The 22,247-nt window shown below is 68.6% G+C and carries 14 protein-coding genes; 9 read left to right on the top strand and 5 right to left on the bottom strand.

Annotated features, from left to right (window positions below; translation table 11 throughout):
* Positions 1-83 precede the first annotated feature (83 nt).
* The 4 genes from bcsB (at position 84) to RR42_RS37320 (ending at position 8,464) form a co-directional block, all read left to right on the top strand.
* A complete protein-coding gene (gene bcsB, locus RR42_RS37335; protein WP_419188903.1) occupies positions 84-2,465 on the top strand; it encodes a cellulose biosynthesis cyclic di-GMP-binding regulatory protein BcsB in 2,382 nt (793 codons plus the stop codon).
* Positions 2,462-3,688, top strand: coding sequence for a cellulose synthase complex periplasmic endoglucanase BcsZ (gene bcsZ / locus RR42_RS37330; RefSeq protein WP_043357452.1), 1,227 nt, complete (start codon positions 2,462-2,464; stop codon positions 3,686-3,688). The genes bcsB and bcsZ overlap by 4 nt, the downstream gene beginning before the upstream one ends.
* Positions 3,661-8,064 (top strand): cellulose biosynthesis protein BcsC, encoded by a 4,404-nt coding sequence (locus tag RR42_RS37325; RefSeq protein ID WP_043357450.1) that lies wholly within the window; start codon positions 3,661-3,663, stop codon positions 8,062-8,064. Before bcsZ ends, RR42_RS37325 begins: the two co-directional genes overlap by 28 nt.
* A 67-nt stretch (positions 8,065-8,131) precedes the next feature.
* On the top strand, positions 8,132-8,464 hold the full coding sequence (locus RR42_RS37320) for a hypothetical protein (protein ID WP_043357448.1): 333 nt from the start codon (positions 8,132-8,134) through the stop codon (positions 8,462-8,464).
* A 19-nt stretch (positions 8,465-8,483) separates the two neighbouring features.
* On the opposite strand, the gene RR42_RS37315 is transcribed toward RR42_RS37320, so the two are convergent.
* The gene (locus RR42_RS37315; protein ID WP_043357446.1) at positions 8,484-10,436 is read right to left on the bottom strand and encodes a diguanylate cyclase domain-containing protein; all 1,953 of its coding nucleotides are present in this window, start codon (positions 10,434-10,436) and stop codon (positions 8,484-8,486) included.
* Positions 10,437-10,723: 287 nt separating this feature from the next.
* Here RR42_RS37315 and RR42_RS37310 point away from each other — a divergent pair, with 287 nt between their 5' ends.
* The 4 genes from RR42_RS37310 (at position 10,724) to RR42_RS37295 (ending at position 18,010) form a co-directional block, all read left to right on the top strand.
* Complete coding sequence (locus tag RR42_RS37310) at positions 10,724-13,951, top strand: EAL domain-containing protein (RefSeq protein WP_043357444.1); 3,228 nt, start codon at positions 10,724-10,726, stop codon at positions 13,949-13,951.
* Between the two features lie 115 nt (positions 13,952-14,066).
* Positions 14,067-15,167 carry a putative 2-aminoethylphosphonate ABC transporter ATP-binding protein gene (locus RR42_RS37305; RefSeq protein ID WP_043357442.1) on the top strand — a complete coding sequence of 367 codons (1,101 nt, stop codon included), beginning with the start codon at positions 14,067-14,069 and terminating at the stop codon, positions 15,165-15,167.
* Complete coding sequence (locus RR42_RS37300) at positions 15,164-16,909, top strand: putative 2-aminoethylphosphonate ABC transporter permease subunit (RefSeq protein WP_043357440.1); 1,746 nt, start codon at positions 15,164-15,166, stop codon at positions 16,907-16,909. The genes RR42_RS37305 and RR42_RS37300 overlap by 4 nt, the downstream gene beginning before the upstream one ends.
* Positions 16,910-16,990: 81 nt before the next feature.
* Positions 16,991-18,010, top strand: coding sequence for a putative 2-aminoethylphosphonate ABC transporter substrate-binding protein (locus tag RR42_RS37295; RefSeq protein WP_043357439.1), 1,020 nt, complete (start codon positions 16,991-16,993; stop codon positions 18,008-18,010).
* Positions 18,011-18,330: 320 nt separating this feature from the next.
* Here RR42_RS37295 and RR42_RS37290 read toward each other — a convergent pair whose 3' ends face one another.
* A complete protein-coding gene (locus RR42_RS37290; protein ID WP_043357438.1) occupies positions 18,331-18,648 on the bottom strand; it encodes a PadR family transcriptional regulator in 318 nt (105 codons plus the stop codon).
* 368 nt (positions 18,649-19,016) lie between these two features.
* Here RR42_RS37290 and RR42_RS37285 point away from each other — a divergent pair, with 368 nt between their 5' ends.
* Positions 19,017-19,949 carry a DMT family transporter gene (locus RR42_RS37285; RefSeq protein WP_043357435.1) on the top strand — a complete coding sequence of 311 codons (933 nt, stop codon included), beginning with the start codon at positions 19,017-19,019 and terminating at the stop codon, positions 19,947-19,949.
* Between the two features lie 89 nt (positions 19,950-20,038).
* Here the strand turns inward: RR42_RS37285 and RR42_RS37280 are convergent, their stop codons facing one another.
* From RR42_RS37280 to fur, 3 genes are all read right to left on the bottom strand, one after another.
* Entirely contained in the window at positions 20,039-20,836 is a 798-nt protein-coding gene (locus tag RR42_RS37280; protein WP_043357433.1) for a MipA/OmpV family protein, read from the bottom strand.
* A 172-nt stretch (positions 20,837-21,008) separates the two neighbouring features.
* Entirely contained in the window at positions 21,009-21,287 is a 279-nt protein-coding gene (locus tag RR42_RS37275) for a hypothetical protein (protein WP_043357431.1), read from the bottom strand.
* Between the two features lie 91 nt (positions 21,288-21,378).
* Entirely contained in the window at positions 21,379-21,825 is a 447-nt protein-coding gene (fur, locus tag RR42_RS37270; RefSeq protein WP_043357429.1) for a ferric iron uptake transcriptional regulator, read from the bottom strand.
* Positions 21,826-22,247 lie beyond the last annotated feature (422 nt).

The following is a 22,247-nucleotide window of genomic DNA, read 5'->3' as shown; positions in this document are numbered from 1 at the left end:
GGCCTCGTCGGCCCAGCGCCGCGTCCCGGAACGGTTCGGGCCGCGGCTTGAACACGCACCGGACCACTGGCAAAAAATAGAGAATGCGTTTGACCAAGACACCACGCCTGACCGACCGCTCGCCTGCGCGCTCAACCGCGCGCCGCACCTCGGGCCTGCCCGCCGCGACCCGCCTTAGCGCATTGCTCGCGCTCGCTTTGCTGACGGTGACCCCGGCCGGCGCCCAGCGCGCCGGCATGCCCGACACCACGCGCGACGCGGTCGCCGCGCAGTCGCCCGCCGGGGTGGCGGCGCAGGCCGCCGCAGCGGCACCCCGCAGCGGCGCGCGCACCGTGCAGCTCACGCTCAAGCAGCTGGGCGCCATCGCACCGTTCCAGTTGCGCGGCGTGGACGCCATCAACGGCGTGCCGTTCTCGATCCGCGCCGACGAGGTCGTGACCGGCGCGCGCCTGAAATTGCGTTACACGTATTCGCCCGCGCTGATACCGGCGTTGTCGCATATCAATGTGATGGTCAACGGCGAGGTTGCCGGCACCGTGCCGGTGCCCAAGGACACCGCGGGCAACAGCCTGGAGCGCGATGTGCCGATCGAGCCGCGGCTGATCACCGAGTTCAACCGCCTTAACCTGCAGTTGATCGGCCACTACACCACCGATTGCGAAGATCCTTTCCACTCCAGCCTGTGGGCTACCGTTGGCAACAGCAGCGTGCTGGAGCTCACGCTCACGCCGGTGGCGCTGGCCAATGACCTGGCGCTGCTGCCGCTGCCGTTCTTCGATCGCCGCGACGTTAGCCGCCTCAGGCTGCCCTTCGTGTTCGCCGGCGCACCGTCGACGGCCACGCTGGAAGCCGCCGGCACGGTCTCGTCGTGGTTCGGCGCGCTGGCCGGCTATCGCGGCGCGTCGTTTGCCGCCACGCTCAACCAGGTACCGGCCACCGGCAATGCGGTGGTGTTCGTCACCAACGAGGAAAAGCCCGCCGGCGTGCAGGTGCCCGCCATCGGCGGGCCGTCGATCGCGGTGGTGCCGAATCCGGGCGATGCGAACGGCAAGCTGCTGCTGGTGATGGGCCGCGACAGCGCCGAGCTCAAGACCGCGGCGCAAGCGCTCACGCTTGGTGCGCGCGCGCTGTCCGGGCAGAGCGCCACCATCAACAAGCTCGACGACGTGGCACCGCGCGTGCCCTACGACGCGCCCAACTGGATCCGCAGCGACCGCCCGGTGCGCTTCGGCGAGCTAGCCGAGGTGCGCGACCTCAACGTCTCGGGCTACAACCCGGACCTGGTGCGGGTGAATTTCCGGTTGCCGCCCGACCTGTTCGGCTGGCGCAGCAAGGGCATCCCGATCGACCTGAAGTACCGCTATACGCCGCGCCCGGTGGTGGACAAGTCCACCCTCAACATCAGCGTGAGCAGCCAGTTCCTGCGCGCCTACGCGCTGCGCTCGGTCAAGAACCAGGATGGCCGTGCCAGCCAGTTGCTGGCCAAAGTGCTGCCGGATGGCTCGGTGCCGGTCGACGAGCGCATCGAGCTGCCGCTGTTCATGCTGCCCGCGCAGTCGCAGCTGCAGTTCCATTTCTACTACGACTACCTCAAGCAGGGCGCGTGCAAGGACGTGATGCTGGACAACGTCAAGGGCGCGATCGACCCGGACTCGACCATCAACATCACCGGCCTGCCGCACTTTATCGCGCTGCCTGACCTGGCGGTGTTCGGCAACAGCGGCTTCCCGTTCACGCGCATGGCCGACCTCTCCGAGACCGCGGTCATCCTGCCGGACAAGCCCGCTGCCGAGGACTACTCGACCTACCTCACGCTGATGGGGCGCATGGGCGAATCCACCGGCTATCCCGCCACCGGCGTGGCCGTGAGCGGCGCCGCGCAGGTCGACAAGCAGGCCGCGCGCGACCTGCTGGTGATCGGCACCACGCAGAGCCAGCCGCTCTTCACGCAATGGGCCGAGCGCATGCCGGTCATGCTGGCCGGCAATGAAAAGCGCTTTGCGCTGACCGATCTGGTGTCCGCCGTGACGGGCTGGTGGAACGGCGCGGATGGCACGCGCAACCGCCCGGTCGAGACGCGCATGTCGGTCAGCAGCGCCAGCACCGATGCCGCGCTAAGCGCCTTCGAGTCGCCACTGGCGTCAGGGCGCAGTGTGGTGGCCGTCACCAGCAACGCGCCGCAAGGCCTGCAGACCGTGACCGAGGTGCTGCTCGATCCCGACCGGGTCACGAAGGTGCAAGGCAGCCTGGCGCTGGTGCGCGGCAAGGAGATCGACAGCCTGGCGGCACAGCAGAACTACCACGTGGGCAAGCTGCCGCCCTGGACCTATGTGCAGTGGTGGCTATCGCAGCGGCCGCTTGCCATGGTGCTGATGATCGGCGGCGCTGCGCTGCTGCTGGCGGTGTTGATGTATCTGTCGCTGCGGGCGCGCGCCACGCGCCGCAAGCTGGGGGAACACAAGTGAGCGTGAACCGCACACGCCGCGTATGGCTTGCGGGCTTGCCGGGGCTGGCCGCGCTCGGGGCGCTGGGTGGCTGGCCCGCACTGGCGCATGCCGCCGTGCCGAAGGCATCGCCGCCGGCGGCCTGTGCGTGGCCGCTGTACCAGCAGTTCCTGTCCCGCTTCGTGCAGGCCGACGGCCGCGTGCTCGACCCGTCCACCAAGGAGCAGCAAAGCACCTCCGAGGGCCAGTCCTACGGCATGGTGTTTGCCCTGATGGCCAACGACCGCGCTACCTTCGAGCGGCTGTGGCAATGGAGCTTTGCCAACCTCGGCGCGGGCAACCTGCAGGACAAGCTGCCCGCCTGGCAGTGGGGCCACCGGGCCGACGGCTCGTGGGGCGTGATCGATGCGAACCCCGCATCGGATGCCGACCTGTGGTTCGCCTTCGCGCTGCTCGAAGCCGCGCGGTTGTGGAAGCAGCCGCGTTATGGCGAGCAGGCGCGCGCGCTGCTCAAGCTGGTCGCCAAGCAAGAGGTGGTGTCGCTGCCCGGCTTTGGCACCATGCTGCTGCCGGGCCCGCAGGGCTTTGTCCAAGGCAATGCCGATGGCCCGCGCCAGTGGCGCCTCAATGCCAGCTACCTGCCGGTGCCGGTGCTGCGCCGCCTGGCTGCGGCCGAGTCGTCCGGCCCGTGGGGCACGCTCGCCACGCAGGCCGCAAAACTGGTCGACGCGGTGGCCAGGCAGGGCATCGTGCCCGACTGGTCGGCCTACCGCAGCGACGCGGCCGGCACCGGTTTTCTCACCGACCCGGACAAGGGCGATGTCAGCAGCTACGACGCTATCCGCGTCTACCTGTGGGCCGGCGTGACGCCAAGCGGTGACGCCGCTGGCCGCATGCTGATGAAGGCCCTGGCGCCGCAGGCGCAGCGCATGGTGGGACGCGCCGCGCCGCCTGAGCGCATGCACGCCGACAGCGGCGCGGTGGACGGCGACGGCCCGACGGGCTTTTCCGCCGCACTGGTGCCGTTCCTGCAGGCGGCCGGATCGCCGGCAGCCGCGGTGCAGCGCACCCGGGCGCAGACGATGATTGACTCGGCCACGGGCAAATCCGCCGCCACGTACTACGACACCGTATTGGGATTATTCGGCCTCGGCTTTGCCGAAGGCCGCTACCGGTTCGCGCCTTCGGGGCAACTGGAGCTGGAGTGGGAGAAGACATGTCGAACCGCAAGCGCCCGGCCATGAACGGACGCGCGAACACCCCCCGCTCGGCGAGCGGGAAGCATATAGCCGCGGACACCGCGCGCGGCAAGGGCCTGCGTGCCAAGACGCTGGTGCTGAGCCTGCTGACGGCGTTCGCCGCGGCCGCCACGGCGCAGGAAGACCCGGTCAAGCTGTTGGTGGACCAGGGCAAGTACTGGCAGGAACGCGGCCGCAGCGACCGCGCTGCCGAAGCGTGGCAGAAGATCCTGCGCCTGAATCCGGCCCAGCCGGAAGCCCTGTATGGCATGGGCGTGGCCGAAGCCGAGGCGGGCCGCCCCGATGGCGCGCGCACCTACCTGGAGCGCCTGAAGAAGGCCCAGCCCAACTCCCCGCTGGTGGCGCGCCTCACGCAGGTGATCAGCAGCGGCGGCGCGACCCAGCAGGTCGAACAGGCGCGCCAGCTGGCGCGCAGCGGCCAGAGCGAGGAAGCGGTCAAGCGCTATCAGCAAGCCGCGGGCGGCGCGGTGCCGCAAGGCAACCTGGCGCTGGAGTACTACCAGACGCTGGGCGGCACGGCGCAGGGCTGGGATGAAGCCCGCAAGGGCCTGGAGCAACTGGCCCGCGCCAATCCGTCGGACAACCGCGCGCAGCTCGCGCTGGCGCAGCACCTGACCTATCGCGAGTCCACCCGCCGCGACGGCATTCGCCAGCTGGAGGCGCTGTCTAAAAGCAGTGACGTAGCTGGCAAGGCCAGCGAGAGCTGGCGGCGGGCGCTGACCTGGCTGGGCGGCCGCCCGGCGGACGCGCCGCTGTACCAGGCCTGGCTGGCAAGCCATCCCGACGACGCCACCATCCGCGCCAAGCTCGATGGGGTCAAGGCCCAGCAGCAACAGCAGCAAGCCACGCAAGCGGCAGGCGCTGCCGGCAACCCCGTGCGCCAGATCGTGCAGCAAGGCTTCGATGCCATGGATGCCGGCGACCTCGAACGCGCCGGCGACCGGTTCCAGACCGCGCTGCAGGAGCGCCCCGGCGACGCCGACGCGCTCGGCGGCATGGGTGTGCTGCGCCTCAAGCAGGAGAAGTTTGCCGAGGCCCTGGATTTCCTCGACCAGGCTGCCAAGCGTGGGGCCGGCGGCCGCTATCGCAGCGCGCAGAACAGCGCCACATACTGGCTGCTGTCCGAGCAGGCCAGCGCCGCGCGCGGCGCCGGCAACCGGGCCGAGGCGCGCAGCCTGCTGGAGCGGGCGGTCAAGCTCGACCCGCGCGAGCCTTCCGCCCAGGTGGCGCTGGCCGACGTGATGGCCGAGGAAGGCCAGTACGCCCCGGCCGAAGCCGCGTATCGCCGCGTGCTCAAGCAGCAGCCCGACAACCCCGACGCCACGCGCGGGCTGGTAGGCGTGCTGGCGGCGCAGAACAAGAGCGCGGAGGCGCTCGCCATCGTGCAGAACCTGACGCCCGCCCAGCAGGACAAGGTGGGCTCGCTGGGCAAGCTGCGCGCCGAGGAAGCCCGTGGCCAGGCCCGCGCCGCCTTGCAGCGCGGCGATACCGCCGGCGCGCGCCGCGCGCTGGAAGACGCGATGGCGGCCGACCCGACCAACCCGTGGGTGCGCCTGGATGTGGCGCGCGCCTATGCGTCGATGGGCTTGAAGGAGCAGGCGCGCAGCGTCATGGACGGCCTGCTGCTGTCCAACCCCAATATGCCGGACGCGCTGTATGCCAGCGCGCTGCTGTCCGCCGAAACCGGCGACTGGCAAAGCGGGCTTGAAGCGCTGGAGCGCATTCCCCCGCAAAACCGCACCCGCGACATGGGCACCCTGCAACGCCGCCTGTGGGTGCACGCCGAAGCCGAGCGAGCCAGCGGGCTCGCCGCCGCCGGCCAGCAGGCCGCGGCGCTGGGCGTACTGCAGCAAGCCGAACGCTACGCCCAGCAGGACCCCGACCAGCTCGGCGCGCTGGCGCTGGCTTACGCCGATGCGGGCGACGAGGCGCGTGCGCTCTCGCTGATGCGCAACGTCATGGGCCGCACGGTGCGCCCTGACATCGGCATGCAACTGCAGTACGCCGCCATTCTGCTCAAGACCAAGCAGGACGTGGAACTGGCCGGTGTGCTGCGCCAGCTTGCCAATGCCAACCTGAGTACTTCGCAGCGCCGCGACTATGACGACCTGCGGGTCGCCTACATCGTGCGCCAGGCCGATGCGCTGACCGAGAGCGGCGACCTCGTGGCTGCCTACGACATGCTGGCGCCGGCGCTCTCCGAGCGCCCCGGCAACAGTGCCGTGCGCGCCAGCCTGGCGCGCATGTACGCGCAGGCGGGCGAGAACAAGAAGGCCCTGACGCTGTACGAGAGCGTGCTGGAGAAGGACCCGCGCAACCTCGACCTGATGCTGGCGGCGATTGGCACCGCCACCGCCGCCAAGGAATACAGCTGGGCCGAAGGCACGCTGCAGATGGCGCTGGCGCAGGCGCCCGGATCGCCCAAGGTGCTGACCGCCGCCGGGCGGCTCTACCGCGCCCAAGGCAAGACCTCGCGCGCCGCCGAGTACTTCCGCGCAGCGGTGGCGGCAGAGAACGCCGCGGGCATATCCTCGGCCGGCGCGCGCCCGGATGGCGCGGGCTTCGACCGCGTACCGTCCAACCCGTTTGTCGGCCTGCCCGGCCAGCGCGGCAGCTCGCAGTTGCCGCCGCCCGGGTCGCAGGCGCCGTACCTGATCGTGCCCGGTCCCACGCGCGCCGCGGCAGCGCCCCAGCCGGCAATGGCGCCCGCGCCGGTGATGATGACCGCCGGCGCACAGGCCTCGCAACCCTACATCCCGGCGCCGGTGTCCGCTGCCGGGCAGGGCATGGCAGCGGAGATCCAGCAGCCGCAGGCCTACTATGCGCAGCCGGTGCAAGCGCCCATGCCGATGCAGGCGCCCGCCAGCACGCGCGGCAAGAACACACGCGCGGCCAAGGCGCCTGCGCAGGCTTATCCAGCCAGTCAGGCTTACCCCGCCTATCCAGCCAACGCGCAGGCGGCCCAGCAACCGGGCGTGCCATATCCCGTGCCGCAGCAGGCCGTGGCACCCCAGTATCCCGCTGCGCAGTACGCTGCGCCAGCCGCCGGCGGCTACGCGGCGGCGCCCGCGCCGGGCGCGACCGCGCGCCAGCCGATTGGCGCGCAGTCGCGCGCGCCTTGGTTGGCCGAAGCCGATTCTCAGGCCAACCCGACCGGGCCCAAGACCGCGCAGCAGGAACTCAACGAGATCGAATCGCAGCGCACCAGCACGCTCGCCGGTGGCCCCGTGCTACGCGGGCGCAATGGCGACTCCGGCATGAGCCAGCTCACCGAGATGCAGGTGGCGGCTGAAGCCAAGATGGCCGTCGGCAACGGCAAGCTGGTGGCGCGCGTGACACCGGTTGCGCTGGACGCGGGCTCGGTCGGCAGCGACTTCAACAGCGCCTCGCGCTTTGGCGGCGGCCCGCTGGCGGTCCCGGTGGGCGGCGCGCTCGTCAACTCGGCCGGCACGCGGCTACAGTCCGCGTCCGCCGGCCAGCAGAATGCCTTTGGTGTGGCGCTGGGCGTGGCCTATGAATCGGATCGCATCAAGGCTGACATTGGCAGCACGCCGCTGGGCTTTCGCTACACCGACGTCAATACCGGTGTGCGCTTGAACCTGCCGCTGACACAACGCACCACGCTGTCGCTCGGCGCATCGCGCCGCCCCGTCACCGACAGCTTGCTGTCGTACGCAGGCGCGCGCGATGACCGTGCCGGCCTGCAGTGGGGGGGCGTGATGAACAGCAGCGGGCGCGTCGACCTGGGTTGGGACGATGGCTTCTTCGGCATCTACGGCTACGGCGGCTACGGCTTGCTGACCGGGCACGATGTGAAGCGCAACACGCGTTGGGAAGGCGGTGGCGGGTTCTACCTGCGCCTGGTCGACAACGCCGAGCAGCGCCTGATGAGCGGCGTGAACTTCACCTCGATGGGGTACGCGGATAACCTGCGCTACTTCACCTTCGGCCAGGGCGGTTACTTTAGCCCGCAGACCTACTTCGCCGTGACCGTGCCGCTCTCGCTGGCAGGGCGCAGCGGCCGGCTGGCCTACAATGTGCGCGGCGCGTTAGGCATGCAGGCGTTCCGCGAGGATGCGTCGGACTATTTCCCGACCGATCGAGCGGCCCAGTCGGCGGCCGGCAATAACGTCTATCCCGGCCAGTCCAAGACCGGCCTGGCCTACAATCTGGTTGGCTCGATGGAGTACCAGGCGGCCCAGCAGCTGTTTGTCGGCGGCATGCTCGGCATCGACAACGCGCGCGACTATCGCCAGTGGTATGCCGGCGTTTATGTGCGTTATGCGTTGCAACGCCAGACCGGGCAGATCGCGTTCCCGCCGGTGGCGCCGCAGTCCGCTGTGGGCCCCGCGCCGTTCTGAGGGGGCGCGCAACGGATGAATCAATCAAGTCAAGCGCAGCCAGGCGGCTGCGCAAAGGAAGTCCATCATGGGTGAAGCAAAACAACGGGGCAGCCAGGCCGAGCGTGCCGACCAGGCCCGCGCGCGGCTCGAAGGCATGCGGCCTGCGCAACTGGTGTGCGGCGCGTGCAAGACGGCGTTCAGTACCTTCGATGCCATCGACGCCCCCAACCTGCGCGGCATCGATGCCGTGTTTGGCGGGCAGTGCCCGAGCTGCGGCAACGATGTGCTGGTATTCAAGGGCGAGCCCCAGGCCGTGGCCGATGCCATGGTGGCATGGGAGCGGATGATGGGTGCGGACACCAAGCTCGGCTATCAGTCGCGCGATGGCAAGCACGTGCCGTTCGAAGAAGGCAAGTAAGTCAGCCAGGCGAGCTAAGTCAGCTGTCCAGCAGTTCCGGCGGCCCCATCTCGAAGCGGCCCCGGCCTGCCGCCTTGGCGCGGTAGAGCAGGGCATCGGCCTGGCGCATCAGCTCCTGGTCCGGCATGGGCGCGCCCTTGTAGAGCGCCACACCGATGCTCACATCCACATCGGCAAACACCCCGTCGATAAAAAAGCGCCGGCTCACCGAATGCACGATGGCCTGCGCAATGCGCTGTGCATTGGCCGCGCCGCCGATATCCTCCAGCACTACCGCGAACTCGTCGCCGCCCAGGCGGGCCACCGTGTCGCGCTCGCGCACGCAGCGCTGCAGGCGCCGCCCGAAGGCCTGCAGCAGCAGGTCGCCGGTGATGTGGCCGTGGAAGTCGTTGACCGCCTTGAAGCGATCCATGTCCAGGTAGAGCAGCGCCATGAGCCGGCCGTCTTCGCGGCTGCGCGCCATGGCGGCCTGCAGCAACGCCTCGAAGGCGTTGCGGTTGAGCAACTGGGTCAGGTGGTCGAGCCGGGAGATGCGCGAAAGCCGCAGGGTCTCCAGCTTGCGCTGGGTCACGTCCTGCACATGCACATGCACGCCCACCACATGGCTGCCATCCGCGCTCCATTCGGGGCGCAGGCTGGTCTCCATGCAGCGGTAATCCGGATCGTTTTCTTCCGTCTCGAACGTCACCGCGCTGCCCGCCAGCGCTTTTTGCAGGAACGGCCGGGCGCGGGCATAGCGGGTGTCGCCGATCACCTCGCGCACGGTCATGCCGCGCAGCGCCTGCACCGTAATGCCGAAAGTCCGCTCGTAGGCGAGATTATTGAAGACATAGCGCTCGTCGGGCCCGATAAAGGCCAGCAGCGCGGGCAGCGTATCGGTGACCGCGCGCAACTGGCGCTCGCTCAGGTCGAGCTGCTCGCGCCGTTCGCGCACGTCACGCATCAACTGCCCGAAGGCGCGCGCCAGGTCGCCGATCTCGTCACGCTGCTGCGCCGGCAGTTTCTCGTAGGCCGCGAGGTCGCGCGCGCTGTCGCTTACCACCTGGTGCAGGCGCGTGAGCGGCGTCAGCAGATGCCGCACCGTCAGCCAGATCAGCAGGGCCACCACCGCCAGCGACAGCAGCGCCAGCGCGAGAAAGCGCACCTGCATGGCGTGCAGCGGCGCGAACGCCTCCTGCGCGGGCAGCACCGCTACCAGTTCCCATCCGGTGCTCTCCATCAGGTAGCGCGAGATCAGCGGCCTGGCGGGCGAGAGAAACTCGACACGCCCACTGTGGTCGTCGACGCCGCAGGTGTCTCCCAGCGCGCGGGCCGGCTGCGTGGCCTTGGCCGGATCGGGGTGCCGCACATAGACCGGCATCCGACCTCCCGATACCAGGCAATAGAAGCCGGTGGTGCCGAGCCGGTTGTGGGTGATCTCCACCAGGAAGTTGGCGCTCGACAGGTCGAGCCAGCCCCCCAGCACGCCAAGGAATTCGCCTTGCTTCGAGACAATGGGCACCGCCACCAGCACGCCGGTCGCGCCATTGATACGGGCGCGGATAGGCGGGGTGATCACGGGCTCGAGGGTGCGCGCGGCTTCGCGGAAGTAGTCGCGGTCGGCGATGCTGACCTGCACGCCATCCCTGGCCAGCACGCGGCCCTGGGCATCGGCCAGCATGAACGCATTGAAGGCGCCTGGCACGGGAATCCGCCGCTCCAGCAGCAGGCGCAGCTCGGCGCCCGGGCGGGAAAGCTCGCCGGCCAGTTGCGGCGCCACATGGGACAGCAGGGTGACGCGGTCTTCCATGGCGGTGTCGAGCTGGTCCGAGGCGAGCTTGACGATGGAATCCTGCTGGTCTTGCAGCGCGGCGCGCAGGTCGTCGTGGGCGTAATAGAGCGATGCCAGCACGATGCCGGTACCAAGCACGGCGGCAAGCGCCGTGGTAATCAGCGCGAGACGCGCCTTCAGGGAAAGCGAAACTTGGGGCATGCGAGCCGGCGGTGTCGGGGGACGGCGCGCGCCTTCTGGACGGCCGGCCCGCACGGTTGCCGGGAGTCGGGCTTCGGCAGGCTTGCAGGCCCGCCAACCCTACCACAAGCGCTAGCCCCGCGCGAGTCTGGCATGGGCGCGCGCGGGCCGCGCCCGCCAGCGTGTGGCGCCGTACGTTACGGTGGCGCGCCGGGGGTGGGCGAGCCATTGCCGCCACGGTATAGTGGACCGTCGCCCTGCGGCGGCAGGGCGAGGCCACCGAGGGCTCCCATGCGCACCCCCAATTCATGAAACTGCCCTCAATTTCGCCAGTCCTGCTGTCCCTGCTGGTCGCCGCGGCCGGCGCCCTGGCGACTGGCGGCGCGTGGCGCGGCATGCATACGCTTGAAGCCGAGGTGGCGCGGGACGATTTCGAGGCGGTGTTCTCGCCGGTCTTCTCCGCCTTGCAAAGGCGCTTGCAGGACAACGAGCAGCTGCTGCGCGGCACCACCGGGCTGTTCGCCGCCGATCCCGCCCTCACCCGCGAGCAGTGGCGCAACTACCTGTACACCACCCAGCTCGATGACCTGCCGCCCGGCACGCATTCGATCGGCTATGCGCGCCTGACCCCGCCACGCGAGCTCGACTGGCTGGTCGAGACGATACGCCGCGAGGGCCAGCCTGGCTTTGAGGTCTACCCGCTGGGCCCGCGCGACGTGTACGCGCCAGTTGTGTATGTCGAGCCCTTCGCCGGGCGCATCACGCGCGCGCTTGGCTTTGACATCATGTCCGATCCCGTGCGCCGCGCTGCCGCCGAGGCTGCCCGCGATAGCGGCGAGGCGCGCCTGAGCGCTGGCGTGGAGCTCACGCGGGAAAGCGAAACGCAGGCGCCGCAGCGTGGCGCGGTGCTGTACCTGCCGGTGTACGGCAGTGGCCTGCCGCTGAACACCCCCACCCAGCGGCAACTGGCAGTGACCGGCTACGTCTATACCTCGCTGCGCCTGGAAGACCTGCTGCGCGGGGTCGGCCTGCCTGCGGCCGGCACCTTGTCGTTGCTGCTTTATGAAGGACGCGACACCAACCCCGGCGCGCTCCTGGCCGGTGACGCCGAGCCCGTGCCGGCTGGCGCGCCGGTCCCGGCGCCGTTGCTGCAGGCCGAACGCGAGCTGACCTATGGCGGCAGGGTCTGGACCTTGCGCGCCACCACCACGCCAGCCTTCGAATCGGCGCATCGCCCGCGGCGCTCCATGCTGGTACTGGCGGGCGGCACGGCAGGCACGCTGCTGCTAGCCTGGATTGTGTTTGGCCTGGCGCGCCAGCGGCGCAGGGCGTGGCAGCTCGCAGCGCGGGTGCGCCAGGGCCGGCAGGCGGATAGCGCCCTGCAGCGCGCGGGCCTGGCCAGCGCCAGCGATGCCTTCCTGGTATGCGATGCCGGCGGCCGTGTCCAGATCGCCAGCGCGGCGGCCACCGCACTGTTCGGCAAGGCGCCGGACCAGTTCCCCGGCACCCTCATCGCCACCTTGCTGCCCGATGCCGCCACGCTGGCCGCGACGGCGTTGGAGGGGCGGCTGGAGAGTCACGCCCGCAGGTCCGACGGCACCATCATTCCCGTGCGCGTGGCGGTGACGCCGGTGCCCGCTGCCGGGCCCGGCCGGGTGCTGTGGGTAGTGACCGACCTGAGCGCCATCCGCCGTGCCGAACTGGTGGCGGCCGACGTGGCTGAGCGCAGCGCGCGCGTGCTCGATCACACCGCGCTGTGCGTCATCACCTTCGACCGCAACGGCACGGTGACCGGCATCAACCGCGCCGGCCAGCGCATGCTGTGGTACCAGGCCAGCGAGGTGGCCGCGGGCATGCGCTATCTGGACTTCCTCGATCCCAAGGAGGTTACGGCGCGCGCCGCCGTGCTCACCAACGAGCTGGGCGAGCCGGTGGCGCCGGGCCTGGCCGCCGTGGTCGGCAAGGCCCGGCTCGGGCTGACCGACGAACAGGAGTGGACCTATGTCCGCAAGGGCGGCTCGCGCCTGCCGGTGCAACTGACGCTGACCGCGCTGCCCGAGGCGCACGTGCCCGGCGGCACGGGGGACCCGCCGGCCCCGGCCTTTGCTGGCGAGGCCGGCATCGGCGGCCTGGATGCCGGCGGCTATCTCGCCATCGCGCATGACCTGACGGAGCGCAAGCGTGCCGACGAATACATCCGGCACCTGGCGCATCACGACGCGCTTACGGGCCTGCCCAACCGCGCCCAGCTGCATGCGCGCACGGAACTGGTGCTGCAGCGCGCGCTGCGCAAGGGCGAGCGCATCGCGCTGCTGTTGCTCGATCTCGACCAGTTCAAGCGCATCAACGAATCGCTCGGCCACCACATCGGCGATGAGGTGCTGCGTATCGTGGCCGATCGCCTCAAGGCCGCGGTGCGCTACGCCGATCTGGTCGCCCGCATGGGCGGCGACGAGTTCGTGGTGGTGCTCGACCCGTTGAGCCAGGACAGCGAGGCCGAGCTGGTCGCCGCCAAGATCCTGGCCCGCTTGTCGGAAGACCTGCAGCTAGGCAACCAGCGCCTGCGCGTGACGCCCTCGATCGGCATGGTGCTGTGCCCCGACGACGGCGACAACCTGGCCGACCTGCTCAGGAACGCCGATGCCGCCATGTACGCGGCCAAGCGCCGCGGCGGTGCGCAGCTCAGCCGTTTCTCCAGCGAGATGGCCGAGGCATCCATGGCACGTTTCACCATCGAGGGGCTGCTGCGGCGTGCGCTGGCCACCCAGGCGTTCAAGCTGCGCTACCAGCCCATCGTTGACACGGCCACGTTGCGCATTGCCGGCGTGGAAGCGCTCATTCAATGGGAAACGCCGGAGCGCGGCGTGATCCCGCCAACGGAGTTCATCCCGATTGCCGAGCAGAGCGGCCTGATCATGCCGCTGGGCGAGTGGATCCTGGCCACGGCCTGCCGCGAGATCCAGCAACTGCGCAGCGAGCTTGGCGTGGAGCTGGATGTGGCGGTGAATATCTCGCCGCTGCAACTGCGCCAGGAAGGGTTTCCCGCCATGGTCACGCAATGCCTGGCGGCCGCCGGGCTGCCGGCGTCGAGCCTCACCATCGAGGTGACGGAGGGCATCCTGATCGAGGGCGGCAGCAAGACCATGGACACGTTCGAGCGCGTGCGCGCGCTCGGCGTGGGATTGTCGATCGACGATTTCGGCACGGGCTATTCGGGCTTGAGCTACCTGACGCGGCTGCCGATCGACAAGCTGAAGATCGACAAATCCTTCGTCGACGATGTGGCGCACGATGAGCATCACCAGGCCGTGGCGGCCGCCATCATCACCCTTGGCCACCAGCTCCACCTGCAGGTGGTGGCCGAAGGCGTGGAGTCGCCCGCGCAATTCGCCTTCCTGCGCGAACATGGCTGCGACGCCGTGCAGGGCTACCTGTTCTGCCAGGCGGTGCCGCTGGCCGGCCTGATGGAGATCTGCGCGGCAGGCGGTGAAGTGACCATGCGGGCCTGGGCGCAACGGGTGCCGGCCGCGGATTGAGGCGCATCCCCAAAATCCGCCGATACCCGCATCGGGATTCTTTGCCTGACTGCCACACGGCTGGCATGCGCCGCTCCTATGCTGCCCGCTGTTATCAAAGCGCAGAGGGTTGTCCATGCAAGCAGGTGAGTCCGCGCCGGGCCGCGCGTTCCTGGCGGTCGAGCAGGTAGGCAAGCGTTTCGGAGGGGCGGGAGGGTTCCAGGCGCTGGACGGTGTTTCGCTGTCGGTGGCGCAGGGGGAACTGCTGTGCCTGCTGGGCCCATCGGGTTGCGGCAAGACCACCTTGCTGCGCATCATCGCGGGGCTGGAGCGCGAGGACACGGGCCGTATCCACGCCGGCGGGCGCGAGCTGACAGGCTTGCCGCCGCAGGCGCGCGACTACGGCATCCTGTTCCAGTCTTATGCGCTGTTTCCCAATCTCTCGGTGGCCCGGAATGTGGCCTACGGCTTGCAGGGCCGCGGCATGGGACGTGCGCATCGCGAGGCCCGCGTCGCGGAAATGCTGTCGCTGGTAGGCCTGGCCGGCAGCGAGCGCAAGTTCCCCGGGCAGCTCTCGGGCGGCCAGCAGCAGCGCGTGGCACTGGCGCGCGCGCTGGCGCCGGCGCCGTCGCTGCTGCTGCTCGATGAGCCGATGTCGGCACTCGATGCGCGGGTGCGCGAGCATCTGAGGCTGGAGTTGCGCCAGTTGCAGCGGCGCTTGAACGTCACCACCGTCATGGTCACGCACGACCAGGATGAGGCCATGGCGATGGCGGACCGCATCGCCGTGATGGAGGGCGGGCGCATCGCCCAGGTCGGCACGCCCGGCGAGATCTACGAGCGCCCGGCCTCGGCCTTCGTGGCCGAATTCATCGGCCAGGCCAACTGGCTGGATGGCCGGCTCAGCGGGCGCGATACCTTCAGCGTGGGCGAACTCGACCTGGCCGTATCCCCGGCCCGTGCCAGCGAGGTGGCTGATGGCGCAGCCCGGCTATGCTGCCGCCCGGAGGCCATCCGGCTGCACCCGGTTGAGGGCGAGCCTAACCGCCTGCTGGCGCGCATTGTCGACCAGACCTATCTGGGCAGCCGCTACCGCCTGATGCTGGAGGCTGACCGCCTGCCGGGCCACACGCTGTTTGCCGACGTGCTGCGCGAGGAGCGCCATCTGCTGCCGGCGCCGGGCAGCCACAAGTTCTGGGTGTCACTGCCCAGCCAGGCGCTGCAGGTGTTCGCATGACGCGCGCATGGCCCGTGGCCGGGGCGAAGGCCGAAAGCGAAGCCGCTGTCAGTTGCGGGCGCGGCACCGGCGGCGCGGCGGACCGCATCGCGCATGCCGCGCCCGCCGCGATGAAGTGGCTCTGGCTTGCCGGGCTTGCCGTGGCGCTGGTGCTGCCGCTGCTGGCGCTGTTTGGCCAGGCGTGGTTCGATGACGCCGGGCGCTGGGCCTTGCCCGCGCGCGTGGCCGAACTGGTCGCCAACCCGAATTTCCTGCCGCTGCTGGGCCGCAGCGTGGCCGTCTCGCTGACCGTGGCCGCGCTGGTGGTGCCGCTGGCCTTTGGCTTTGCCTACGCGCTGCAACGCTCCCGCATCGCGCTCAAGCCGCTCTGGCGGGGCATTGCGCTGCTGCCGTTGTTTGCCCCTTCGCTGCTGCCGGGCATCGCGCTGGTTTACCTGTTCGGCAACCAGGGCGTCTTCAAGGGCGTATTCGGCGCGGGCGGCATCTATGGCTTCTGGGGCATCGTGCTGGGCGAGGCCTTCTACACGTTTCCCCATGCGCTGATGGTGCTGATGGCCGCGCTCTCGCTGGCTGACGCGCGCCTGTACGAGGCCGCGCGCGCCATGGGGGCCTGCGCCTGGCGCACCTTCCTCACGGTGACGCTGCCGGGCGCGCGGCACGGCCTGTTTGGCGCGGCATGCCTGGTGTTTACGCTGGTGGTGACGGACTTTGGTGTGCCCAAGGTAGTGGGCGGCGGCTATCCGGTGCTGGCGCTGGAAGCCTACAAGGCCGTGGTGGGGCAACAGCAGTTCGCGCGCGGCGCGCTGATCGGCATGCTGCTGTTGTTGCCGGCGCTGCTGACGTTCGGCGTGGACATCGCCATGCAGCGCCGGCAACGCGCGCAGATGTCGAGCCGTGCCCAGGTCTATGTGCCCAGCCGCGACGGGCTGCGCGACACGTGCTGCACGCTGGTGGTGATGGTGATCGGCGCCGCCTTGCTGACCATGCTGGCGGCGGCGGTGGGTGCTTCGCTGGTCAAGCTGTGGCCATACAACCTGCAGCTCACGCTGGCGCATTACGACTTCGACAATATGGATGGTGGCGGCTGGCTGGCCTATCGCAACAGCTTGCGCCTGGCCGCGCTGAGCGCACTGGCCGGCACGCTGGCGATCTTCTTCGGCGCGTGGCTGACCGAGCGCACGCGCGGGCCGGCATGGCTGCATGGCGTACTGCGTGCCGGCTTTGTGTTGCCGATGGCGGTGCCCGGCCTGGTGCTCGGGCTGGGCTATGTGTTCTTCTTCAACGCGCCGTCCAATCCGCTGCACGCGCTCTACGGCACCATGACGCTGCTGGTGATCTGCAATGTGGCCCACTTCTACACCACCGGCCACCTCACCGCCGCCGCCGCGCTGCGCCAGCTCGATGCCGAGTTCGAGGCCGCCGCGCTGTCGCTGGGCGTGGCGCCGCTGATCACCTGCTGGCGGGTGACGGTGCCGATCTGCCTGCCCGCGTTGATCGATATCTTCCGCTACCTGTTCGTCTCGGCCATGACCACGGTATCCGCGGTGATCTTCCTGTACAGCCCCGATACCGTGCTGGCCGCGATCTCGGTGCTGAACATGGATGACGCCGGCGACACCGCGCCGGCCGCGGCCATGTCCACGCTGATCCTGCTGACCTCGGCGCTGGCCTGCCTGCTGCTGATGGGCGCCGCGCGCGGCTGGCTGCGCCGCACGCAAGCCTGGCGCGCGCCGGCGCCTTGATTCGCCGTCGCAAACCGGCGCCTGCGCCACGACACGCCTTTCACGACCCGAATTTCACGACACGCCTTACAAGGAGAAACCATGACTCACCTGTTCCGCACCGCCACCGCCGTGGCCGCCTTCGCGCTGCTGGCCGGCGCCGCCCATGCCAATACCGTGCTGACGGTGTACACCGCGCTGGAGGCCGACCAGATCGCCGCCTACAAGGCCGCGTTCGAGAAGGCCAACCCGGACATCGAGATCAAGTGGGTGCGCGACTCCACCGGCATCGTGACCGCCAAGCTGCTGGCCGAGAAGGCCGCGCCGCGTGCCGACGCGGTGTGGGGCCTGGCCGGCTCCAGTCTCGCCATTCTCGACAAGGAAGGCATGCTGCAGCCGTACGCGCCGAAGAACCTGGCGGCGGTGGACGCGCAATACCGCAGCGCCGCCAATCCGCCGGCATGGGTTGGCATGGACGTATGGGGCGCGGCAATCTGCTTCAACACCATCGAGGCGCAAAAGCAGGGCTTGCCCAAGCCCACGTCGTGGGCCGACCTGACCAAGCCGGTATACGCCGGCAAGATTGTCATGCCGCATCCGGCGTCGTCGGGTACCGGCTACCTGGATGTGAGCGCCTGGCTGCAGATGATGGGCGAGCAAAAGGGCTGGTCCTACATGGACGCCCTGCACAAGAACATCGGCCTGTATACGCACTCCGGCTCCAAGCCTTGCAAGATGGCGGCGCAAGGCGAGTTCCCGATCGGCATCGCGTTTGAATACCGTGCGATGAAATCCAAGAAGGAAGGTGCGCCCATCGACATCGTGCTGCCGTCCGAAGGCCTGGGCTGGGACATCGAGGCCACCGCGATCATCAAGGGCACCAAGAACCCGGATGCGGCGCGCAAGCTGGCCGACTTCTCCGCCTCGTCCGACGCCATGGCGCTGTACGAGAAGAACTTCGCGGTGCTGGCCATCCCTGGCATCGCCAAGCCGGATCCGCTGCTGCCGGCCGACTACGAGAAGCGCCTGATCAAGAACGACTTCACGTGGGCCAGCGCCAACCGGGACCGCATTCTTGCCGAGTGGAGCAAGCGCTACGAAGGCAAGGCCGAGAAGAAGTAAATCAGTCAGAAGGCAAAGAAGCAGAAGCTGGCGATCAGCGCCAGACAGCTAGCCCGGGCAAGTGGTGCGCAATCTAGCGCGTACGGCTTGCCCGGGCGCTTTCATTGATGCAAAGCATGGTGGTCCACGCAGAAACGGGTACGTTATTCGTCGCATGACGAGTTGCGGCAAAACGTCCCCGTTTGGGCGTTTTTGGTGGACAGCATGCAGGGGTAATGTGAGGAGAGGCGATGGCGTGAGTGTGGACTCACGCTGCCCTGGTGCGAGCGCCGTCGGGGCGCGGCGCAAAAAGCGGCCAAGCCTGGCCGCCGTGCTGGCAGTCAGCTGTGGGACGCTTCCGAGGGATCGCTGCGCGAGTGCAGCCGGCGATACAGATCGTCCACATGGCTGCGGCTGCTGCGCAGTTCTTCCCGGCCACGTTCCGTGATCAGGTAGACACGCCCGATGCCGTCACGCAGGACGCTTTCCATGTAGCCTTCCATCTGCAAGGCGCGCAGCAAGGGACGGACGGTGCCAATGTCCACCTGGAAGCCGTACTCCATCAGCATCTCGGCGAGCATGGCCACGGTGGCCGGTACCTCGACGGCAAATTGGAGGACGTAAATGCGGGCTAGCAAGCCAAGGAACTGTCGTTTCATGACGCTGCAAACGCGTCATCTCCCATTGCGGTTGACGTTGATTTATAGTTGTGAACCGTGCGCCGCAAAAAAAAGAAGCCGCCACGTGAGTGGCGGCTTGTCGGGAATGCGTCGGAGGGGTCAATTAACTCTGGCGCAGATCAGATTTTAAAATAACTAAACACGACTTGTCACGCAACTCATGTAGCTGTCCCCTCTTCAGTAGGGTGTCAACGTGGCGATCCCGCTAAAAAAAGCCTGTTAATTCACTTATTGGCGGTAATCCGGGGCAGGGAGATGTCCGAAACCAGCTTGCGGCCACACCGGCACCGGGGTTTAATCCGGGCACGCCATCCTCGTTTCGTCTCGTCTCCTTCCCCCTCCCCGCCATGAAACCCACCGACCTGATTCGCCTGCTCAGCCTTGCCGCCATCTGGGGCGCCAGTTTCCTGTTCCTGCGGATCAGCGCGCCGGTGCTTGGTCCCCTGACCGCCGCCTTTCTGCGGGTACTGATCGGGGCGCTGACGCTCCTGGCCTGCCTGGCGATGATGCGCGTGCGCTGGGACATGCGCGGCAAGTGGCGCCAGGTCATGGTGCTGGGCGTGATCAACTCGGGCATCCCGTTCGCCATGTACTCCTTTGCGGCGCTGTGGCTGCCGGCAGGCTACTCCGCGGTGTTCAACGCCATGACGCCGCTGATGGGCGTGCTGATCGGCGCGTTGTGCTTTAGCGAGCGGCTGACGCTGGCCAAGGCCGGCGGTGTCGTCCTCGGCGTTGCCGGTGTCGCGGTGCTGACCCGCACCGGACCGGTAGCATTCTCGCCCCAGGTGCTGCTCGGCGCCGCCGCCTGCCTGGTGGCGACAGCATGTTACGGTCTGGCGGGCTTTCTCGCGCGGCGCTGGATCACCGCGCAGGGCGGTCTGGACGCCCGCCTGGTGGCAACGGGCAGCATGATTGGCGCCACCCTGTTCCTGCTGCCGTTCAGCGCGGTTGCACTGATGCGCGAAAACACGCTGCCGGCGGCCGGCCCGGGCGTGTGGATGGCGATGCTCGGGGTGGGGATGCTTTGCACGGCGATTGCGTACATCCTGTACTACCGGCTGATTGCCGACCTGGGTCCGGTTCGCTCGCTGACCGTGACCTTCCTGATCCCCCCGTTCGGCATCGTCTGGGGCGCCATCTTCCTTGGCGAACAGTTGTCGTGGGCACACGCCGCCGGCGGAGCGCTGATCGGGATGGCCGTCTGGCTGGTGCTGCGGCCCGCCGCCCCGGCTGCGAGCGCGAGCGCGAATGCGGTGGCGTCGGGGCCGGGCCGGCCCTGACGGCGGAAGGCCCGGCCATCTGGCCATCCCGCCCATCCAGCCTGCCTCTCGCTACCTCGCGCTACCTGCGCTACCCGTGCTGCCCGCGCTTAGCGGAAACGGTAGGTCACGGCGCCCATGGTGGTCCATTGCTGGCGCCGCTCGGTGATCGGGCTGCTGGCCGCGTCGCCCTGCAGCCGGGCAAAGGTCACGGAGGCCAGCGCGGACCAGTTGCGCGAGATCTCGTAGCTGACGATGCCGTTCGCATGCCACTCGCGCAGGCCAGCACCCACGGCATGCGTCTGCAGGCCGGAACGCGCGCTCTGCTCCGCCGTGACGCCGAAGAACGTCTGCATGTACTTGCCGTTGGTCCAGGTCACTCCTGGCCCCAATGTGAATAGCCACTTACCGGCTGGCAGGCTGAACAGCACATCGCCATTCGCAATCAGGCCCTGGCCCTGGCCAGCGATATCCTGCGCCACATCCGCCGAGAACGTCACGAACGACACCTGCGCCTGCGCGAATGCGCGCGCCCGCATGGTCATGTTGACGTCGCCCAGGCCTCTGAGCCGGCTGTCATTCTTGCTTTTGCGCCAGGTCGGGTCGAACTGGAAGTCGGCGCCGATCTGCCAGATATCGTTGTTGAGCGCGTAGACCCCGAGCAGGTCGAAGCCGCGCGAGAAGAAGCGGCCGCCGTAGTCGATGTCCTGGTAGATGATCGGATAAGCAAGCGTGCTGCGCGAGCCGGGGAAATCCGGCGCGGCGTACAAGCCCGGGCCGGCAGAGATCTTCCAGTTACTGGCGGGCGCGGTGGTGGCCGGCACGTCAGGCGCTGCCCAGGCGGCTGTGGCGCCCAGGGTGAGGGCTAGAGCCAGAAGTGCGCGGCGGGGCGCGAAGGGGATGGGCATTTTGACGCGGAGCGGGTTTGAGTGGGGCCGCGCTGCGCGCGGAGGCTAGCGCCGGATTTTAACTGGAGGGGGAGGGGGTGGGGGGATTTGGCAGGATGGAAAATGCTCACCCATGTGCTTGAACGCAAGTGCCGCCTGCCCGCGTGAACGGTGCCGGGGGCTTGAGCCGGGCTTAAGCCAGGCTCAAGCCCGGTTCGCCCATGTTCATCCGCTCGACATTGAAGCGCTCCCTGACCATCACGACCACCCGGCGTGCCAGCGGCAAGCTCCGTATCGCTTCTTCCTCGCTCGTCCCGGGGAAATCGACCTCCGCGCTCCAGTTGCACCCCGTGTGGTCCGGCCGGTGCACGCACACGGCGTGCAGCTGGCAGCCCTGGCAGCCGAGTTGCGCATGCAGGCAATCGTTGAGCAGGCGCTTGAGTTCGGTCAGGGGCTTGGTCTGGCGATCCATGATGGACTCCGGTTGCGCACCGGCACCCGCGGCGGGCGGGGACGGGCGAGGCCGTGGTTCCGGCAATGGGGGCGGTGGAACAAAGGCCCTATCAGTTGATGGATTTGTCGGCCCGGCACCCAGGGCAAAGGCCGTATAGCACCAGCATGTGCTCGCGCAGCACGAAGGCATTGGCGCTTGCCACTTCGCGCTGGCGGATTTCGATGGCTTCGTCGCGGAATTCTTCCACGCGGCCGCAGGCCACGCAGATCAGGTGGTCGTGGTGGCCGCCTTCGTTGAGTTCGAACACCGCGTGATCGGCTTCGAAGCTGAGGCGCAACAGGATGTTGGCCTGCACCAGCTGGTTGAGCACGCGGTAGATCGTCGACAAGCCGGCGTCGACTTCCTGGGCCAGCAGGATGCGGTAGACGTCTTCGGCACTGAGGTGGCGCCGCAGGCTGGCACGGAAGACTTCCAGCACGCGAACGCGCGGCGACGTTGCCTTGAGTCCGGCACGCTTGAGGTCGATGGGTTCGGTACTGTCGGGAGGCATCAGCATGCTGCGGGTTGGCGCCCGCACGGGGCGCATCGATCGGAAATGAAGGTGTCCGGGCCGGCCGCGCCGTCACGCGCATTGGGCGGGCGTTCGCGATTCCAACCGTAGGCGTGCAGCGGGCGGCATCCTGAAAGGAAGGCCGCCCGCTGCTGCAAGCCGTGGCGCACGGCTTGCGGAATAAAAAAATGGCTTGGCTTGTCGGCCGAAGAGCCGATCGGGAAAGCGGGGTCTGGTTGCTTTCCCGATCCTCCGGCGACTGGCTACTGCCAAACGCTCCGCGGTACGGAGCGGTCCCCACAAAAGACGGTAATGGATGCCGCGTTGCGGCCTCTCAAAATTCTGGTTGCCGCGAACTTGCCGCTGGCCCTGCTGTGTTCTGGTGCCTGGCGCCGGGTTCGTCTTGCTTGCCTGCGTCAGTCAGTGAA

This window comes from Cupriavidus basilensis (assembly GCF_000832305.1).
GTDB classification, from domain to species: domain Bacteria; phylum Pseudomonadota; class Gammaproteobacteria; order Burkholderiales; family Burkholderiaceae; genus Cupriavidus; species Cupriavidus basilensis_F.
The sequence above is the reverse complement of the archived record's forward strand: the minus strand, read 5'-3'. Positions and strand labels throughout refer to the sequence as shown.

Bases quoted from the DNA above. Each gene is read 5' to 3' on its own strand.
- RR42_RS37320 (WP_043357448.1), top strand. From the start codon at position 8,132: ATGGGTGAAGCAAAACAACGGGGCAGCCAGGCCGAGCGTGCCGACCAG.
- RR42_RS37310 (WP_043357444.1), top strand. From the start codon at position 10,724: ATGAAACTGCCCTCAATTTCGCCAGTCCTGCTGTCCCTGCTGGTCGCC.
- RR42_RS37280 (WP_043357433.1), bottom strand. From the start codon at position 20,836: ATGCCCATCCCCTTCGCGCCCCGCCGCGCACTTCTGGCTCTAGCCCTC.
- RR42_RS37290 (WP_043357438.1), bottom strand. From the start codon at position 18,648: ATGAAACGACAGTTCCTTGGCTTGCTAGCCCGCATTTACGTCCTCCAA.
- RR42_RS37325 (WP_043357450.1), top strand. From the start codon at position 3,661: ATGTCGAACCGCAAGCGCCCGGCCATGAACGGACGCGCGAACACCCCC.
- bcsB (WP_419188903.1), top strand. From the start codon at position 84: ATGCGTTTGACCAAGACACCACGCCTGACCGACCGCTCGCCTGCGCGC.
- RR42_RS37305 (WP_043357442.1), top strand. From the start codon at position 14,067: ATGCAAGCAGGTGAGTCCGCGCCGGGCCGCGCGTTCCTGGCGGTCGAG.
- RR42_RS37275 (WP_043357431.1), bottom strand. From the start codon at position 21,287: ATGGATCGCCAGACCAAGCCCCTGACCGAACTCAAGCGCCTGCTCAAC.
- RR42_RS37315 (WP_043357446.1), bottom strand. From the start codon at position 10,436: ATGCCCCAAGTTTCGCTTTCCCTGAAGGCGCGTCTCGCGCTGATTACC.
- RR42_RS37300 (WP_043357440.1), top strand. From the start codon at position 15,164: ATGACGCGCGCATGGCCCGTGGCCGGGGCGAAGGCCGAAAGCGAAGCC.
- RR42_RS37295 (WP_043357439.1), top strand. From the start codon at position 16,991: ATGACTCACCTGTTCCGCACCGCCACCGCCGTGGCCGCCTTCGCGCTG.
- RR42_RS37285 (WP_043357435.1), top strand. From the start codon at position 19,017: ATGAAACCCACCGACCTGATTCGCCTGCTCAGCCTTGCCGCCATCTGG.
- fur (WP_043357429.1), bottom strand. From the start codon at position 21,825: ATGCTGATGCCTCCCGACAGTACCGAACCCATCGACCTCAAGCGTGCC.